Consider the following 18,093-nt stretch of genomic DNA (forward strand, 5'->3'; position numbering starts at 1 on the left):
CGCTCAGCAGGCGTCCTCTGTGACCAGCCATGGGCCGCGTGCCCAGGCCACTCTGCCACAAGCGTATGTATTAGAGTACCGAAATGAAGGCTGGGACCGACCATCTCAGAACGCCTTCGGACAGCTGAAGCCGGACAAGGCCGGCAGCAGCAACGGATTGGCGCCCGAGCCGGCCTGGATGGTGTAGGCGACATCGCGTCCGCCGATCACGAAGCGCGCTTCGGTGTTGGCGCCGTCGCCGGTGATGGTTGCTTTGTCGAAAAGCCGCTTCAATGCCCATGGTCCTTCAAATTTGAGCGCGGACTCCCGGCCGGGCATTTCCGGCACGAGGCTGAGGCTCGCCGATCCGGAAGCGGCGCCGCTCGGCCATGTCACGATGCTCGGCGCGTTGCCGGCCTGGGCGCTCTGGACCGTCTGCCCGTCGACGTCGAGCAAAGCACTGTCGACTTCGCTGTTCAATGAGGTGGGCGTTATGGTGATCGACACCGAGGGCACCGAGCCACCGGAAGGGAAAAAGGCGCTGCGGATTTCCGCCGCCGACTGGAACGCCTTCAAGGTCGACTTGGCCAGGTCGCGGCTGGAACGGGCGTCCTGCTTCCAAGTCCACTCCTGGCCGGTCATGTCGATCAGCGGCGCGAGGTTCTGCGCGAAGAACCGGTCCATCAGGCCGCCAGGCGCGAACAGCTTGGTGAAATCCGCCATCGAGATCTCGTCGGTGCCGTCGCGTGTGAAGGGATAGCGGCCGTTGACTGCCTCCTCGCAGACGCGCGTCACCGTCTGGTCGAGGCTCTGGTTGAGGTTGGCGACGGAGGCCTCGGCGACATTGCCTTCGAGTTCGTCCGCCGCCGCGTTGACCATGCGCGCCAGCGGCTTGGGCAGGCGCGAGACATTGGCCCTTAGCGTCGAGATCTGCAGCTGCAAATTGGCGTTGACGCGCTCGGTCTGCGTGGGGACATCGGCCGCGAGCTTCAGGCTCTGGAAGATGTCGTGGAAGTTCTGCGTCAGCGCGTCGAGCGGCCGGCGCCCGGCGGCCCCGCCGACGAGCGCCTGGAACGAGCGGAACTGCGCCTCGACGCTCGCGCCGGCATTCTGCACGACGGCCGAGCTAGCGCCGGCGCGGCTCTGCGACTTGCCGCCGGCGATCTGCAGGCCGATGCGGGCCAGCCCCTTGGCCATGCTGGCGGGGTCCGGCTGCGCCGTGCCGATATCGCCGTCGGCGCCGCTATCCTTCGTCAATGCGGTTTCATCGGCGATCGCGGTGAAGAGCTGGTCGAGCGGCGAGTCCGGCGCGGCGAGGGCGGAGAGCGCCAGATATTGCGGCTTGTCCTTCAGCATCGCCTTGAGCTTCAGCTGGTCGAGCACGCCGTTCCAGGCGGCGGCGAATTCCTTGCCGTAGCGGTCGATGAGCTCGGGACCGAGCCTGGGCAGGTCCTGGTCGATGCCGCCCTGTTCGCCGCCGCCGCCGAGCACCCATTGGTCGTCGACGAGCATCTGCGCGATGCGCGAGAGCTGCGGCAGGAAGAAGCGATTGAACCCGGCGCGCGTGTAAAGACCGGGGACGTGAAGATCGGCGAGCTCGCTGCCATCCGTGCGCTCGAACACCAGCTGCGCTTCCGGACCGGCGTTCGCGGCGATGGAGAAATCCTGCAGCTTTGCCGCGTAGACCGCCGACTTGATCTGCGCCGAAGCGCGGTCGGCGAGGCTCATGCGTCCGAGCGAGCGCTGCGCGGCCTCGACCAGCGGCTGGTTGAGCGCGAAGGTCGGATCGTAGGCGTCGTCAAGCGCAAGCATGGCGCGCAGATGCTTTTCGAGCTGCGCGCGGCCTTCGCGGTTGTTCTCGCCGGGGTAGCGGTTCTCCTCCCAGTCCTGCTTCATCCAGGAAACGATCAGCTCGTCGTCGACCTTCGGCGCCTTGCCGCCCAGCATCAGGTAGATCTTGAGCGGCTCGTAAAGCGCGATCGGATCGGCCATCCTGGCCTGGATCGTCCGCTCGGCCTGCACCAGCAGCCGCGAGCGGAAGGTCCGCTCCAGCGCCTGCCGGTAGGCCGTCTTCGAGGCCGACAGCAGCCGCTCGCGCTGGCTGAGCCCGAACGTCTCCTCGATCGGCTTTCCCTGGTCGCTATTTTCGAACCCGGCCGGCAGGTTGCGCAGCTGGTCGAGCGGACCGATGACGTTTTCGAGGTCGACATCGGTCACCGTGGTGCTCTTGAGCAGGCTATCGGCGCTGTCGCGATAATGCGCCATGGCTTGGCGTGTGGAAGCGATCAGCGCCTTGTTGGCGAAGAAGCTGAGGCCAAGCATGCCGAGCGCTGCCGCAGCCGCCAGCGCGATCGCGGCAAGGCCGCCGAACCTGGCGAGCTTCGCGCGCCGCTCGGCCGCCCGGTCGAAGGACACCCAGCCTGATTCCGGGAAGATCACATTGGCCAGCAAGTCGTGCAGGAAGAAGCTCTTGCCGGCGCCGGAAAGATGCATCTGCGAGGCACTGCCGAAACTGCGGCCGATCGCGCCCAACACCTGGTCGAAGGGCGTCCCTTCCTGCGTGCCGGACGAGAAATAGAGCCCGCGCAGGCTGACATTGACCTGCGACCTCGATGTGTCGAACAGGCTGCCGACAAACTGCGTTATCCGGTTCTTCAGCGCGCCGAACTGGGCCGGGAAGCCGAACAGCGCGATCCGCGCCACCGGGTCGGGCTCTTCTTGCAAGCGATCGGCGACTTCTTCGGCGAGCCGCTTCGCCAGCTCATCGAAGGCTGCGGGCGCCTCGCCGGCCATGTTTTTGGTGCGGTCGGCGGTCTGGAACGTCGCCCCCCACACCTTGCGCCTGCGCGTCTCGTCGAAATCGCCGAAATAATCCATGAAGCCGCAGATGAGATCGGCCTTGGTGAAGAGCAGATAGACCGGGAACTGGACCTTCAGCGTCTCGTGCAGCTCGCGCAGGCGGCTCCTGATCTCGGTGACATGCGCGTCGAGTTGCCGGTCGTGGAAGCCGATCAGGTCGGCAAGGCTGATGGCGAGGATCACGCCGTTGATCGGTTGCGCGGTGCGGTGCTTCTTGAGCAGTCCCAGGAAGGCGAGCCAGCTTGCCTTGTCGCGCTCGCGGTCCGATTCCTGCGTCGTATAGCGGCCGGCCGTGTCGATCAGCACCGCCTCGTCGGTGAACCACCAGTCGCAGGATCGCGTGCCGCCGACGCCGGCCAGCGGCTGCGCGCTGCCGGAGCCGGCAAGCGGGAACTTCAGCCCGGAATTGACCAGCGCCGTCGTCTTGCCGGCGCCTGGCGGGCCGATGATGATGTACCAGGGAATATCATAGAGGAAATTGCGCTTGCCGCTCGTCCGCTTCAGCATCGCGATGGCTTCGCTCATGTGCGCTTCAAGCAGCTGTGAATCGTCGTCGCGCTCGTCGCTGCGCACGATGGCCGTTTCGAGCGCCTTTTGCGCCTTGCGCCGCTGCCAGAAGCGGATCCCGTAGAACAGTGCGAGTGCCACGATGGTGACGCCGATGATGGTGGCCCTGAGCCACACAGGTCCAAGCGGGCGCGTATCGGCGAAGCGAATCAGCGGCCCGGCATACCAGACCGCCGCCGAGAAACCGGCAAGCGCAGCCAGGCTGAAAATACGCAGCATCCAGCGCATCAGTCGCCGTTCTCCGCCGCCGCGCTCGTCTGCAAGGTCTCCTGTTTCGGGATCATCACATCGACGCGGCGGTTCTTGGCGCGGCCTTCCGCAGTGCCATTGTCGGCGATCGGTTCATCCTCGCCCTTGCCGTCGGCGCTCAGCCGCGACGGGTCCTTCAATTGCTTGGCCATCATTGCCTGGACAGCCTTCGCCCGGGCGACGGAAAGATCGAAATTCGATTTGAACGTGCTCGATTTCTTCGGCTTCACATTGTCGGTGTGGCCGATAATATTGATGGGCCCCGGTTCAGCATCGAGCGCCGTGGCGATGTCGGCGGCGACAGGCTGGAACTGCGGCTTCACCTCCGCCTGGCCGGACGCAAACAAAAGCTGGTTATTGACCTCGACGACGATGAACTCGCCCTTCTCGCCGACGCTCAGTCCGCCGCCGGCGATCTCCTTGGCAAGTGCGGCGCGGATGCGGTCGATCTGGGTGGTGTCCGGAACCGCGGGCGGCGGCGGGCTGGGTTGCGCGGGCTCAGTGGGCGCCGCCACGCTGGCGCGCTCGATGGTGACGGGCGTCGACGGGTTGAGCGCCAGCAATTCGCCGGCGGTCGCGTCGCCTTCGTCGGTGATCAGCATCCGCAGCCCGAAGAAGGCCGCTGTCACCAGCGTCGCCGCGGCGGCCGCTGCCGCCCAGAGCGGCAGCCGCGCCCTTGGCTTCGGCAGCGCCGCCGCCATGCCTTGCCAGCGTGGCGAGATGTCATCATTGGCGCGCGGCTTGAAGTAGCGCAGCGTGTCGTAGACGTCGCGCCGGACGCGTTCGAGCATGTTTCGTTTGCCCGTCAGCCCCCGATACTGGCCTTCGAAGCCCAGCGACAGGCACGCATGCATCAATTCGAGTAGGTCGTAATGCGCTTCCGGCTTGGCGAGAATCTTGTTCAACGCTCCATAGAAGCCCGTGCCCGTCGGTTGGGTATGGAAGAACCGCGCCGCCAGGCTGTGCTGAGGCCAGCTGTCCTTGTCCGGCCAAGGTAGGTTGCCGACGAGGTCGTCGGCGGTTTCGCAAAGGGCGAACTTGGCGATGCGTGCGTCTTCCTCGGCTACGCCGGCTTTGGCGATCGCGCGGTCGAAAGTCTCGATCGCGTCGGCGATACGCTCCGCCAAGGGTGCGGCTTGCCGTTCGACCGGCATCAGCCGCAATTGGCCGAAGAGCATCAGCAGCGGCGCCGCCGCGGCAAGGATCGGATTTGTCGCGGCATATCGCACGCCCTCGGCGGCGGCGAGCACGGCGTCCTGCGGCAGCCCCGGCGTCGCATTGTCCACCGCTCCCGGGGCAGGCCCCTGAAACAGCACGGTTCCGGACGACCAACCGGTTGGCATCTGTCGGCCGCCGCCGGGGTCGAACACTGTCGCCTCGCGGGCAGGCGATGGAGCAGGACGTGCGCCTTCCGGACCGGATCTCTCGGGAGCCGCAAGCGGCTTCTGCTTCGGCCGCGGCGCGCGGATGACGGTTCTATCCGCCGACCTGGAAGGATCGTCCTTGGAACTCATCGGCGACAACCCGCCCTCGAATTGCAATGAGCAGGTTTTGGCCCGGGGAAACGCGTTCCAGCCTGAGCCTCGGCGGTGCACCGCATGGACAGGCTCATCTCGCCGAAACATGACATTGCTGCACACGCCCCAAGCCACGCCGCTTTGCCCGCCGGGCAAGCGTCCCTGGGCATTCTAGTCGCCCGGATACCCAATTGAAACGGCCCGCCGATTGAAATCGGAGAGCAAGATGCTCGAAGAGACGGCTTCTTCTATGAGACCTGTCACATACGGTTGGCGGGGTCTGTGCCGTGCGGCTATTTCTGCTTGTTGGCCTTGGCATAGGCTTCGGCGAAATAGGCGAGGAAGACATCCAGCATGCCGTTCTCGTGCTTGTCTTCCATCGTCCGCCAGGTCGCGACAAGCGCATCCCAGGCCTGGCTCTTCCTGGACGAGAAGGACGCCGGCGGGATCTTTTTGGCGATCGCTTCCGGCGACAGGTCGTCAAGCAGCTTGGACAGCGCGGCCTGCATGGCGGCGTAGGTCGCGATCTCATGGGTCTTCAGGTCGCGGAACGCATCCTCGACGCTGCGCCTGGCATCGAGATAGCCGGCCCTGCGCCTGGCGAACATGATCTCCAATATGTCGTCGGTGCCCGGCACGAATTTCAGCGGGTTGTTGTCCTCGGCGCCGATCATCGTGCGGTGCGCGCTCTTGGCGAGCACCTTTGCCGCCGCGCGCGCCTTGAGGAGCAGGGATAGCTGCTCGACCGTGGTCCTCAGCACGGAGCCGATCTCGGCCGCGACATCGTGCGGGTCGCGCGACTGCAGCAATTCAGGCGCGATGCCCGCCGCCCTAGCGATCTCCCCCAGCATCGCGTCCGCTTCCGCCGGCCGATTGGCCGGGGCCGCCGGACCGGGCTGCAGGGCCGACGATCTGGAGACTGGCGCCGTCCCGGTCGGGCGCTGTTCCGCCGGACTGAAGAACGGCTCATGGCTGGGAACCGACGGGCCGCCGGGCGAGGGCGGCAGCTCGCGCTGCGTCGATCCCGTCCTGGTCTGCGGATGTCCGGTCGCGGCCCGTTCGTCTTCGATTGAAACGCCGACGACGTAGCAGCCGATCAGCAGCCGGTCGCCTTGGGCCAGCCGATGCGGTCCGCTCATGCGCTGGCTGGACCCGTTGACGAAAGTGCCGTTGCGCGAGACATCGTAGAGCCAGAACGAACCCGCCTGGTAGCGGACCTCGCAGTGCCGGCCCGAAATGAACTTGTCCGGATCGGACAACGTCCAGTCGCAATTCTCGCGGCCGATCTCGAAACTGCGGTCGCGGGCGGCATAGCTGGCGGCAGTGCCGGCCGGCAGCCTGTCGACATTGCTGATCTGGAGCGAGATGAACATCCGGAAGCGTCGCCCAACTTGGTCAACAAAATGCTTATTTTCCGCGCAGTTCCAGGCGGAAACGCCAACGCAGCTTTCCTGGAAATGCTCTGGCATTCTAGCAGCTTGCGAGCGCGGCGGGAGAGCTGCGTTTCACACCGGCGCACGGGGCGGTTTAGCCACGGCTGTTATTTGGCCGCCGCCAAACATGTGCTAGGCTGAAAGTGGTCCGGTGCGGTGGGCGTGAAAAGTTCCCGAACGTGATGCGGTTAACATAGCGGGGGCTTCAATCCATCATACTGGCGGCCGCGTCCAGGAGGGGCACGACCATGCCGAACGAACGCGCCACGGTTGTGCAGACGCCGGCGGGCGCCGACCTGACCTTCACCCATCTCATCGGCCGCGATGAGATCAGCCGCTGTTTTGCCTACACGGTCGGCTTCGTCTCGAAGAACCGCGACATCGACCCGTTGAAGATGTTGGGCGGCGTCGTTTCGGTCGAGGGCGAATCCGATCCGAAGCGCTGGTTCAGCGGCCTCGTGTCGGATTTCAAACTGACCCGCATCGAGGACCGGCTGGCCTTCTACGAGGCGACCGTCAGGCCATGGCCCTGGTTTCTCGGCAACACCACCGACTGCCGCATCTTCCAGAACATGACGGCGGTGGAGATCGTCGAGAAGATATTCTCGAAATACGGCATCGCCAAATTCGAGAAGCGGCTGCAGGGGTCCTATCCCCAGCGCGAATATTGCGTTCAGTACGACGAGAGCGATCTCGATTTCGTGCAGCGGCTGCTCGAGCACGAAGGCATCTTCTATTTCTTCGAGCATGACGAGGGCAAGCACACGCTCATCCTCTGCGATGCGATGAGCAAGCTGAAGCCGGCGCCCGGTTACGAGAAGGTGCTTTACAACTTCGAGGGCCAGGCCTCACGGCGCGATGTCGAATACATCACCGAGTGGATTCCGGGCAGCGCGGTGCGGCCGGGCGCCTATGCCCACACCGACTATGATTTCGAGAAGCCCGGCGCCGACCTGATGTCGAAGTCCGCCCAGCCCTTCGCCCACAAGGAGGCCTCGGGTGAGAACTATCGCCAGCCCGGCGCGCATCTCGATGTCGGGCGCGGCGACAAGATCGCCGGGATCCGCCGCGAGGAGCTTCAGGCCGTGCATCAGCACAGCACGGCGGTGGGTACCGTGCGCGGTCTTTTTTCCGGCTGCAAGTTCACGCTTGAAAGCTTTCCGCGCGACGACCAGAACCAGGACTATCTGGTGGTCAGCGCCGAATACCGGCTGTTCGACCCGGGTTACCGCACCCAGAACGAGGCCCACAGCGAGAATTTCAAGGTGGTGCTCGGCGTTGCCCCCACCAAATTGCCCTATCGCCCGGCGCGCATCACGCCGCGGCCGATCATGCGCGGCCCGCAGACGGCGACCGTCGTCGGCCCTTCGGGCGAGGAGATCTTCACCGACAAATATGCGCGGGTGAAAGTGCAGTTCCATTGGGACCGGCTCGGCAAGAAGGACCAGAACTCTTCCTGTTTCGTGCGCGTCTCGCAGACCTGGGCCGGCAGCAACTGGGGCTTCATCCAGATCCCACGCATCGGCCAGGAGGTCATCGTCGATTTCATCGAAGGCGATCCGGACCTGCCGATCATCACCGGCCGCGTCTACAACGCGTCGCAGATGCCGCCCTACGGGCTGCCCGGCAACGCCACGCAATCCGGCTGGAAGTCGAATTCCTCGAAAGGCGGCGGCGGCTACAACGAGCTGATGTTCGAGGACAAGGCCGGCTCCGAGCTGGTCAATTTCCAGGCGCAGAAAGACCACCATTTGCTGATCAAGCACGACCGCAACAAGACGGTCCAGCACGACCAGTCCGACCGCATCGACCACGACGCCAAACATTCCGTCGGCCACAACCTCGACGAGGACGTCGGCAACAACAAGACGGTCAAGATCGGCGTCGACCAGACAACGAACATCGGCAGCAACGACACCGAGACGGTGGGCAAGAACCGCTCGCTGACGGTGATGGCGAACGAGACCATCCATGTCGTCGCGAATTCGACCGAGAACATCGACGCCAACCATTCGCAGACAGTGGGGCTGAACCAAACGGTCACAGTGGGTGTCGCGCGCGTGGATACGGTGGGGGCCGCCGAGGCGAGGACCGTAGGTGCGTCTCAGACCAATACGATCGGGGCGTCAAGGAGCGTGACGGTGGGAACTGGGCAGAGCCACAGTATCGGGGCAGGTGACAGTTGGAACATCGGGGCCGATCAGGGGGTGCAGATCGGTGGCGCCCAGACAGTGAAGATCGCGAAGGACCAGAGTGGCGATATCGGCGGCGCTCGCTCGACCAAGGTCGCCAAGGATGATGCGACAGATGTCGGCGGTGCGAGTTCCGTAAAGGTTGCCAAGAGCAGTTCCCTAGAGGTTGGCGACGATGGATTGATCAACGTCGGAAAGGAACTCATCATCGAGGCCGGCAATTCGATTATCATAAAGACCGGCTCGGCGGCGATCGCCATGAAGAAGGATGGCACGATCACGATCGAAGGCAAAGACATCACGATCAAGGGATCGGGCAAGATCAACGTCAAGGCATCGAGCGACATCACCATGAAGGGCTCCAAGATCAATCAGAACTGAGGTACGCAATGTCAGAGGTGATGAGCCGCATTGATGGAGTGGTGATCGGGCTGTTCCTTGGCTTTGACGACGCTCGCCCCTTGGTAGTGTTTCCTGGCAATCCTAAGGAAGCGGCTTTGCCTGCTCGCAGCCTGGCGGAATTGTCATCCGGCATGATCGGGTCGGAGATAGCTCTGCTGTTCGAGAATGGCGATCCGTTGAAACCGCTTATCGTGGGACGAATTGTCGACCCTGCCAGGAAGACAGCCGAAGGTAATCAAACCGATCATCATGTCGTTCGCGACGGCGAGACTGTGAAGATTAGTGCTGGCGAGCGGCTGGAACTGAGATGCGGCAAGTCGGTCATTATCATGGAAAAGGACGGCCACCTAACGATTCGGGGTACGTACCTGGTCAGCCATGCGAGTGCCACCAACCGTATCCGGGGCGGGTCGGTGAATCTGAATTGATGGCAAAACCGCCGGTCCTTGAAAATATCGTGCGCCAGCATGCAGAGATGGCCGCCTTTCTGTGGGCTGTCTATGACTGGCATCTGCTCAATCCGGACCAAAACCCGGATATGGACGAGGTTCGAATGGGTCGTCTTGTCGAGCGTCTGGATGCACACCTCGACGGCTTGCGCATTGCTGGTGAAATCGGCAGGCGAATCGCCGAGGAACGCCTCCGAGAATTTCCAGAGGCAGGGGAACTGTTCGTCGTCCGGATGCTATCGACAGAAAAACTCATTCGGATCGCGGAACTGGACCTTAACAGAGTGCGAACCTATCTGGCGCAGAACATGCCAAGTAAGTGATTTCATCGGGCCGTTACGTGATGAACGACGTGTCGAAGGGGTCGGCTCGGTAACCGTTGCGGTAGGAGATCTCGATGCCGCGCCAACTAGCGCCGTCAAACTGGAATATGTATTCGCCGCAAACGGCGGTTAGCCATTCACCATTGTTGAGACGATAGGTGTAGCCAAGATTTGCCACTTGCTCGGAAGTGCTGTCGACAAGGCGGTGAATCCCGAAGTCGGAATCCGCGAAATAGATGCTTCCCTTGAAGGCGCAGATCGACAAGATATCGCCCTCGATCTCGGTATCGAAAAGAGTGAACTCGCTGCCGGTCAGGGAGCCCGCAACGCCTCTGTCTCCCGCTACGAGGACACGCTCGTTTTCGACGAGAAGGCACCGGAAATCTGTACCGACCCCGACATCGACGACGTCCCAATTTCTCCCATTCGCCTTGATGAGAAGCCCATTGCCGCCGGCCGCATAGAGCCTGTCGGGCGAAATCCCATGCATGGCAAAAAGCCGGTCCGGACTGCTGAATGAATCCAGTGTCCACTGGGATACCCCATCAAACCGAAAAATCTGCCCTTCATCACCAAAAACGAAGTCCGTCGTGCCTCCCAGCGAATATGCATCCAGCAGGAACTTTGACTTTAGAATGTAGGTCTCCCAATCCGCCGCCCGGCGCAGCCTTACGATGCCCCCGGTCTCAAGCAGAATGTCGACCATTCTTTCCCGGGAATGGAAGGCCATGGAGAATTCATCGAATACGCGCTCGACCTCCACGGTAAGGGACGCCATGGATATTTTGAGAATGGCGAGTTCACCGACTTCCTCGTGCACGTCTGACAATTGGCAGGCGACCCGGAGATAATCTCGCCCTTGCTCGTAAGCATTTAGAGCATTTATTGACTGCATATCCGGTGGCAGGTCGGTCACTCGTCTATGCGCACGATCTTTTGCCATCATCTCGCCCACAATCTTTCCGGATCAGAATTTACTTCCCAAGCAATTGGCTGTTGAGCTGCCTTCGCCGCCGAATTTTTCTTGTCCTTGGATTTTACTGCGCGATCAAGATATTCCATAAATGCCGCTCTTAGGCACTCCTGAATATCGTTCTGAGCTTTTGGCTTTGGCTTGGCATTCTTGGCTCTTGGGTCATTGTCGACCACCGCCTTCGTGCATTCATCGATCATTTCACTGAGCGTTGGAGTGGTGGTACGCTTTCTGATCGCGTCGTTGCATTGTTTTGTTTTTAGGTTATGTGGAGAGCCGGCCTTGCTGCCGCCTCCCTTCCGGCGGAATCCGCCGTTTGGTCCCTTGGCGTACGATTCCATACAGATGCAGGGCGCGTCATTGACGTTGTAGTTCTCAAATTGCGTCGCCGTCTGTTCCCCACGTTCCCACTGCAGATACTCGTTTTGGACGAAATGTTCAGACTCGTAGCCGTGTGGACAATCCTCATCGCCATGACGATGCAACTCGAAATCTGCGAGAATCGTTTCGCAATCCAACATGTTCGGTGAGAATTTGCAGATCTCGGGCCATGGCGGCGTGTTCGGGCCGGGGCTGGCATGATTGTGCGTAGCAATATCCGAAAAACGGATCACCGGCTCGCCTTCGAATTTCACATCCGGCGACCACATGTTGAAATATTTCTTGCCGGTGTTCTGCGAGGTGATAATGCCCTTTTTGGGGGCGCAACCCGCTTCCGTCCCGGAGGTCCGTTTCTCATCTGACTTGTTCTTGATGTTGACTTCCTCGCCGGCGATCTTGACGGTGCCGGTGCCATTCTCGGTGTCGGACGCCATGCCGAACGACGGGTAGGGGATCGGCACCCCGGGCGGTGTGGCCGGCGTTTGCGGCGGGGTGAAGCACACGTCCGGAAAGGCCGCAATTGTTTGGGCGTTTACCGCCTTCCCGGAAATCTCCAAATAGTTGGCGAAGACGTTGGACATTATGCGGCCCTCGCGGCGACGAGTGCCGCGCCGCACGATCCGTCGTCGCCGGAGGCCTCGATCAAAACCGGATTACCGGCGGCGTAGCCTTTCCGAGCTGCAGTGAATGCCATGCCGATCATGATTGGTACGACGGCCGCGCCGACATTGCCAAGCGACTCTGCCGGGCTCCACAGATCCTGAAAACCGGTGGAATTGCGCTCAAGCCGCAAACTGGCCAACGCCGTCTGCTTGAACCAGTGCTTCTCCCCGATCAGGTCGGATATTCGGTAGCCGACCCGGTTCATCTCGATGCCGCATTCGTCCAGCGCGCCTCGGTAGGCCGAGGTCATGCCATCGCCCCGGAGTGGCAAATCGCGCGGATTGTAGATGGACGCCAACTCGCGAGCGAGTCCCAGACCGAACAGCGAAAAATTGTTGTTGGCAGCGCTCGTGCATAACACTGCAGCAGCTGCTTCTCCCGGAATAAACCCGTTGGCGTTGGTGGCCGTCAGTAGCCGGTCATGGGTCAGATAGTGATTGACCGTCAAGGTCGAGAGGTAGCTGTCGACGCCGGCGATCATGACGCTTGAGGCCGTACCCGATGCGATCAGCTTACGTGCATGATCTAATGCCACATGCCCCGAGGGTCGCCCATGCGCAACAATGCGTGAAGCTTCATGCAGCTCAGACTCCAAAACCTGACTAATCGTTCGCATCAGCCGTGAGCCGTCTAGGATCGGTACGCCGGCTCGGCCTTCCTCCGCGATGCACAGCAGTAAAGGGGTTTGACTTCTTACTTTCTCGAATCCTTCGAAAGCCTCATTGATCGCGCCCGCGGCCAGGTGCACCAGACGCTTCTCGCCGATCCAGTTCCGCGGCAATTGCACAGGGGCACCGACGAGCCATTCGCCCTTGGGACCAAGAAAACGCGTCTCTTGAAACCCATCCACCCGCGCCCGCATCGCCGCGCAGCTCGACGGAGCGTCAAGACCGACCGCTGTCACCATGCCGATTGAGACGATGTTCAGGCCGGCGCTCATGCGGCTTCGTCTTCCTCAAAACGGAGTGGGATTGGAAAACCGCGGATATAGCGCTTGCCGGTGGCGCGGGCGCGCAGCATCCCGCGTGTCGGCGGACCGATCCAGCATTCCGAAAAATCGAGGATTGTGCGCTGGAGGCGCTGCTGCACCCGCCAGACCAATGAGAACCGCCGCTTCTCCGGATCGAATAGCATCGTGTCTGGGAGAAGTTCACCCTCGAACACTTTTCCGCGACCTTTGAACAGCGTCAGCGGCAGTGCCGTGTTGGGCAGCCGGAAGCTCACGCGCCCCTCAGGCGTCAGATTGACTAACACCACGTCCTCGCCGCCACGCGGGTGATCGATCTGCTGGTCGGGTGGCGCCATCTGGAAATAGCGCTCATCGAAATCCTCGGGCAGAAAAGGGAAGACATTGTCGATCCAGTTCTGGTCGTAGGTGCCGCCATATTCAATGCGGCCAGGCCAGCCGCGGCCCATCGGCCCGAAGCTCATCGGCTTGTAGTCGCCGAAGGGTGAACGGATCTCTTCACCAACGGCCTGCGTGTTCGGCAGCCGCAGGCCAGGAATGAGACGCTGGTTCCTGGTGCGCGACCAGCCGGTGCCGACCGGGTTGTATTTGTAGCTGGCTGGCAGCTTGTCCTCCGGATCCAGCCGGTCGACGCCACCCCAGGCGACGTTGTAGGAGATCGGCAGTTTCAGGAAGGGCTGCGGCGCCGTTGCAGTGAACACGGGCCCGATAGCACGCCATTCGCGGTGGCCGACGACTTCGAACAGCTTCGACCAGTTGCCGACTTTGATGCCGACCCCCACGCGCTCGGCCGGGCGCCCTCCCGGCGCATAGGCGCAGCCATTGGCGATGACATCGCAGCGGGGCTTGCGAAAGGCGAAATCCGTCTCCCACAGCGTCGCCGAATAGCCCGGCACGCCGGTGTGCGTGTCGGCCATCACCAGCGGCACCTGCTCGGCCGATTTCTGCACCAGTCCGCCCGGCTTCGTCGGAAAATCGAAGGTGCCCTTCACCACCACGACGAGCCACTCGTGGCCGGTCTTGTCCATGCCCATGGTGAACTGGTGCGGATAGCCCATCTGGTTCCAGATCTGCATCAACTGGTCTCCCAGCTCGCGGCGAAGATCTGCTCCAGCGTCGATTGCGGCGCCTGCGGATCGACGTCGAAAATATCCGTGTGCGCCGTCCACATCACGAGGCCGACGATGATATCTCCATCCCCATCGACAGGTGGCGCAGGCAGCGCTGTCAGGGCGGCGTCCAGCTCATCGGGCACCAACTCCCCGCGCTGCGCGGCGAAGGCTGCGTTCTCGACGCCGTCGAACCAGCCATCGGAATAGGCCAGCTTCAGCGGCGCCTCAGAAAGCCGGGCGACCACGCTCAGCGGGAACCGCCGGCCGACCCGGTCGGCGCTTTGCAGCACGATGCCTGCCGAGGCGCCGAAGGAACCAGGGCCGGCCAGAAACCGCAGCGCCGTGTCCGCCGGCCAGGTCTCTACCCCGAACAGCGGCACGATGTGCTGCGCCAGCCAGCGGTCCCACCTGCGCACGAAATCGCCTGGCAGCCGGCGCGTCACGAAATCGCCGGCGGCGGGCATCTTGCCGAAAAAGCCGGGCAGGATCAGATCTGCGGCGGGCATGTGAATTTCTTGAACATCTCGAGCGTGTAAGGGTTCTCGACGCTGGCCGCCTTGAGCTCGAAATCGGCCCACATCCCCTTGGTGCCGAGCCGCAGGCTGTAGACGTCGGTGAGCTTGGTGGCGTTGAAGCGGCCGCCGCGCAGCATCCTCAGCCACGCCCAGCTGCCGGTCTCGTTGAGCATCACCTCGGGCGAGCCGTCGACCGGCTGGAAGGCGAGCGAGATCACGCCGGTGCCGTCCTTGCCCGGCCATGTCATCGGCTGCGGCCTGGTTGCGTTGTTGTAGTAGACGAGGTTCTGGCCGTCGAGGTTGAGCGTCACCCGCGCCACGTTGGGCGACAGATCCTTGGGTTCCAGCGTGAAATTCATCACGGGACCGGTGCCGCCGGGGAACAGGTCGTCACGAATGTGGCGCGCCTGCTCGAAGGCCGCCAGCGCCGCCGGGTCGAGGCCGAAATCGGCGCGCCATTTCCATGGCTCGCTGGCGGTGTCGACATAGTTGATCAGATGGTCGTTGGTGAAGGCGTCGATGAGCCCGGTCGGGCCGAACAGGCGCTGGAAGTCGCGCACATTGACGTCGACCGCGCTGTCGGGGCTGAACGGATAGCGGTTGTTGAGCGCGGCCTGGCAAAAGGGCAGGATGTCGGCGCGCCAGATGGCGTTGAGCTCGTTGGTGACGGCTTTCTGCGACAGGCCGCTTGTGTCGCCGGCAATGCCGCCCAGCCAGTCGTTGATCGGCGAGGGCAGGATCTGCGCCTGCCTTGCGACTGCGCCTGTCAGTTCGGCAAGCCCGCCCTGTTTCTTGATGGCGTCCTGCGGATCGGGATTGGCGGTGACCGTCTGCAGCACATTGGACAGCGCCGTCAGCGCCACGACGGCGGCGTCGAGCGCCGGCGGCTGGCCGTCGACCTGGGCGATCGTGCCCTTGAGCGGCTTGAAATGCTCGGCCACCAGGCTGCCGGTCATGTCGACCTGGTCGGCCGAGCCCGCGCGGGGCAGGAGCTTCGCTCCCGTCTTCACCACCTTGCCCAATTTGCCGAGCTTGCTGAGCAGCTTCGAGCCGGTCTTGGCGGCGCCGCTCTTGTCGTCGGCCGGCGCCTCGTCGGAACGGGTCAGGTCGGTCTCCTGCACCACCGCGGTCAGCAGCCGCTTTAGCGCCGAGTCGGCGCTGGACAGATCCTTGAGGTTCTCGCTGGCGACGTTGAGATCGGTCAGCGGCGCCAGCCGCATGTCGCGCAGGAAACTATCCCACTGCGCGATATAGTCGTCGTAATAGAGCTTCAGAATGTCTTCCGACAGCGCCGAGACCGACGTCTCCGAATTCTCCGAGCAGCCGCCGGCAAACACCGCGCGGTCGAGCGCCGCCTGTCCGGCGACATCCTCGACCCGGTCGAGGATCGCGTCGTGGAAGCCGGCATAGGTGTAGGGGCCCGGCACACCCACCCGCAGCGTCTTGTCGGAACGGCGCGCGAACACTTTGGCGCCGTTCGGTCCGGCGAAATTGGCCGGCACCCATTCCTTGACCGCCGCCACTTCCGGGTCGGCAAGCAACTGCTTGTAGGCGCGCTCCGGCAGCGAGATCGTGCAGACCGTCTTCAGCGCCTCGGCGACCAGTTCCTTGTCCGGCGCGATGTAGCTGTCGTCGACGGCCATGCGGCGGATCGCGGCAAGCTGGTGCTGTTCGGCGTCCGCTGTCGGGAAGGGCGCGGCCGGCGCGAATTGCGGCAGGCTGTTCACCCACCAGTTCTGCACGAAATCGGTGTCCATCTGCGACAAGCCGGTCATCATCCGGTAGGTCTTCAGCGCGCCGAGCATGAAGTCCGGATCGCGGATCTGCCGCCACATCGTCGCCTCAAGCAGCGCCACCATGTGCGGCTCCAGCACGTTGCGCAGCGCATGGCCGTAGGTGTCGGCCTGCGCGCGCACCAGCTCGGCCGAGGCGGTCGGGCCGAGCAGATTGTGGACGGCATCCGGCGGTGCCGTGCGGGCCGTGGCCACCGCGTCCATCGCCGCCAGCGCGCCATCCATGGTCGGCTGCTCGACCGCGGCCGGCATCGCCGCGACGTCCGTGAGCGGCGCCTGCAGCGCCTCGAATTGGCCGGCCTGTTCGGCGATCGCATTGCGGTTGTCGAGATAGGACCAGGTGAACAGCCCGCCGGCGAGCAGGGCGGCGAGCACGCAGGCGGCGGCGGCTCCGCGCCAGATCCAGGCGCGGCGACGCTGCGCCAGCGGATCGAATGTGCCGAGGCCGGCTTCCTTGAAGATCACTTCGGTGAGCAGATTCCTGAGGAAGAAGCTGCGTTTCTCGACGCGCGCTGCCGGCATGGCGCGACGCGGCGGTAGCCCGAAGGATGAGGACAGCGCCGCCGTCAGCCGGTCGATCGGCGCGCCTTCCTGCGTCGCCGAGGTCAGATAGAGGCCGCGCAGCCAGGCGGCTTCCTCGTAGCGGCTCTCGCCGAACATCGCCTCGACCAGCACCTGGATCGGCTCCGACAGGCTGGCAAGCTGCGCCGGGAAGCGGAAGATCTCGGCGCGCTGGCCGAGCTTGTCCTCGTCCTCCAGCCGCGGCACCAGCCGGCGCTCCAGCTCGGCGGCAAGCCTGGCGAGTTCCGTCTGGATCGTGCCGGCACTGACACGGGCATCGAGCGGGAAAGTGGTTCCCCACACCTGCTCGCGCGCCGTGGTCGACAAGCCGCCGAAGAACGCTTCGAACCCTTTGATCAGATCGGCCTTGGTCAGCATCAGGTAGACGGGCAGGCGGATCTCCAGCCGGTCGTTCAGCTCCGCCAGCCGGCGGCGGATCTTTCTGCCATGCGCCTTGATCGCGTCGTCGCCCTCCGACAGCGTGTCAATCGACAGCGCGATGATCACCCCGTTGAGCGCGCGCCGGCCTCGGTGCTTCTTTAGAAGGTCGAGGAAGCCCAGCCACTCCGCCGCGTCGACATCCGGCTGGCTTTCCTGCTGGACGTAGCGGCCCGCTGTGTCGATCAACACCGCGTTCTCGGAGAAGAACCAGTCGCAATTGCGAGTGCCGCCGACGCCCTGCAGATCGTCCGTGAGGTCGATCGGGAAATTGAGGCCGGACTGGCGCAGCGCCGTGGTCTTGCCGGTGGCCGGCGGACCGACGATCACATACCAGGGCATCTCGCGCAGGAATTTTCTGCCGCCGAGCTTGCGGCGCTTCAGCTCGGCCATCACCTCGGCGAACTTGGCGCCGACGGCCGCAACGCTTTCCTCGCCGGGCGTGAGCTGCTTTTCGGCGACCGGCGCCGCGATCTCGGCGACGAACATGCGGTTGGCGCGGATTGCGCGGCGTTGCGCGATGATCAGCCAGATCAGCCACAGGATGATCAGCCCGGCGATGATGGCGATGCGCACATTGTCGGATTCGAACGGCGCATAAGGGCCGACCTGCACGATCGGGCCGAACACCCAGATCAGCAGCGAAAGTAGCGCGATGCCGATCAGCGTCCAGAGAAAACGCGAGGTGATGACGGCCCAGAGGAAGCGCAGGATGAACAT

General features: G+C 63.4%; 12 protein-coding genes. 3 read left to right on the plus strand and 9 right to left on the minus strand.

The window, feature by feature from the left end; all coding sequences use genetic code 11:
- Nucleotides 1-105 precede the first annotated feature (105 nt).
- The 3 genes from tssM (LB525_RS13760) to tagH all read right to left on the minus strand — a co-directional run bounded on the left by tssM (LB525_RS13760) (nt 106) and on the right by tagH (nt 6,544).
- The gene (gene tssM / locus LB525_RS13760; RefSeq protein WP_224545022.1) at nt 106-3,633 is read right to left on the minus strand and encodes a type VI secretion system membrane subunit TssM; all 3,528 of its coding nucleotides are present in this window, start codon (nt 3,631-3,633) and stop codon (nt 106-108) included.
- Entirely contained in the window at nt 3,633-5,168 is a 1,536-nt protein-coding gene (tssL, locus tag LB525_RS13765) for a type VI secretion system protein TssL, long form (protein ID WP_224545023.1), read from the minus strand. Before tssL ends, tssM (LB525_RS13760) begins: the two co-directional genes overlap by 1 nt.
- 296 nt (nt 5,169-5,464) lie before the next feature.
- Complete coding sequence (gene tagH, locus LB525_RS13770; protein WP_224545024.1) at nt 5,465-6,544, minus strand: type VI secretion system-associated FHA domain protein TagH; 1,080 nt, start codon at nt 6,542-6,544, stop codon at nt 5,465-5,467.
- A 308-nt stretch (nt 6,545-6,852) separates the two neighbouring features.
- Between tagH and tssI the strand changes: the two genes are divergently transcribed.
- Genes tssI through LB525_RS13785 form a run of 3 tightly spaced genes read left to right on the plus strand, consistent with a single transcriptional unit; the run spans nt 6,853 to nt 9,970 of the window.
- On the plus strand, nt 6,853-9,177 hold the full coding sequence (gene tssI / locus LB525_RS13775; RefSeq protein WP_224545025.1) for a type VI secretion system tip protein TssI/VgrG: 2,325 nt from the start codon (nt 6,853-6,855) through the stop codon (nt 9,175-9,177).
- Between the two features lie 8 nt (nt 9,178-9,185).
- Nucleotides 9,186-9,626: a D-lyxose/D-mannose family sugar isomerase gene (locus tag LB525_RS13780; RefSeq protein ID WP_095765825.1), complete on the plus strand. Its 441-nt coding sequence runs from the start codon at nt 9,186-9,188 to the stop codon at nt 9,624-9,626.
- Entirely contained in the window at nt 9,626-9,970 is a 345-nt protein-coding gene (locus LB525_RS13785; protein WP_095765824.1) for a hypothetical protein, read from the plus strand. The genes LB525_RS13780 and LB525_RS13785 overlap by 1 nt, the downstream gene beginning before the upstream one ends.
- A 13-nt stretch (nt 9,971-9,983) precedes the next feature.
- Here the strand turns inward: LB525_RS13785 and LB525_RS13790 are convergent, their stop codons facing one another.
- The 6 genes from LB525_RS13790 to tssM (LB525_RS13815) are packed head-to-tail and all read right to left on the minus strand — an operon-like array spanning nt 9,984 to nt 18,093.
- Nucleotides 9,984-10,925, minus strand: a complete 942-nt coding sequence (locus tag LB525_RS13790) for a hypothetical protein (RefSeq protein WP_095765823.1) — start codon at nt 10,923-10,925, stop codon at nt 9,984-9,986.
- Entirely contained in the window at nt 10,913-11,905 is a 993-nt protein-coding gene (locus LB525_RS13795) for a DUF4150 domain-containing protein (protein ID WP_224523552.1), read from the minus strand. Before LB525_RS13795 ends, LB525_RS13790 begins: the two co-directional genes overlap by 13 nt.
- Entirely contained in the window at nt 11,905-12,927 is a 1,023-nt protein-coding gene (locus LB525_RS13800) for a 3-oxoacyl-ACP synthase (protein WP_224523554.1), read from the minus strand. Before LB525_RS13800 ends, LB525_RS13795 begins: the two co-directional genes overlap by 1 nt.
- Complete coding sequence (locus LB525_RS13805) at nt 12,924-14,030, minus strand: DUF2169 domain-containing protein (RefSeq protein WP_224545026.1); 1,107 nt, start codon at nt 14,028-14,030, stop codon at nt 12,924-12,926. Before LB525_RS13805 ends, LB525_RS13800 begins: the two co-directional genes overlap by 4 nt.
- Entirely contained in the window at nt 14,030-14,572 is a 543-nt protein-coding gene (tagF, locus tag LB525_RS13810) for a type VI secretion system-associated protein TagF (protein ID WP_224545027.1), read from the minus strand. The genes LB525_RS13805 and tagF overlap by 1 nt, the downstream gene beginning before the upstream one ends.
- Nucleotides 14,554-18,093 carry a type VI secretion system membrane subunit TssM gene (gene tssM / locus LB525_RS13815; RefSeq protein ID WP_224545028.1) on the minus strand — a complete coding sequence of 1,180 codons (3,540 nt, stop codon included), beginning with the start codon at nt 18,091-18,093 and terminating at the stop codon, nt 14,554-14,556. The genes tagF and tssM (LB525_RS13815) overlap by 19 nt, the downstream gene beginning before the upstream one ends.

Source organism: Mesorhizobium sp. CA16 (genome assembly GCF_020165175.1).
Taxonomy (GTDB): Bacteria; Pseudomonadota; Alphaproteobacteria; order Rhizobiales; family Rhizobiaceae; genus Mesorhizobium.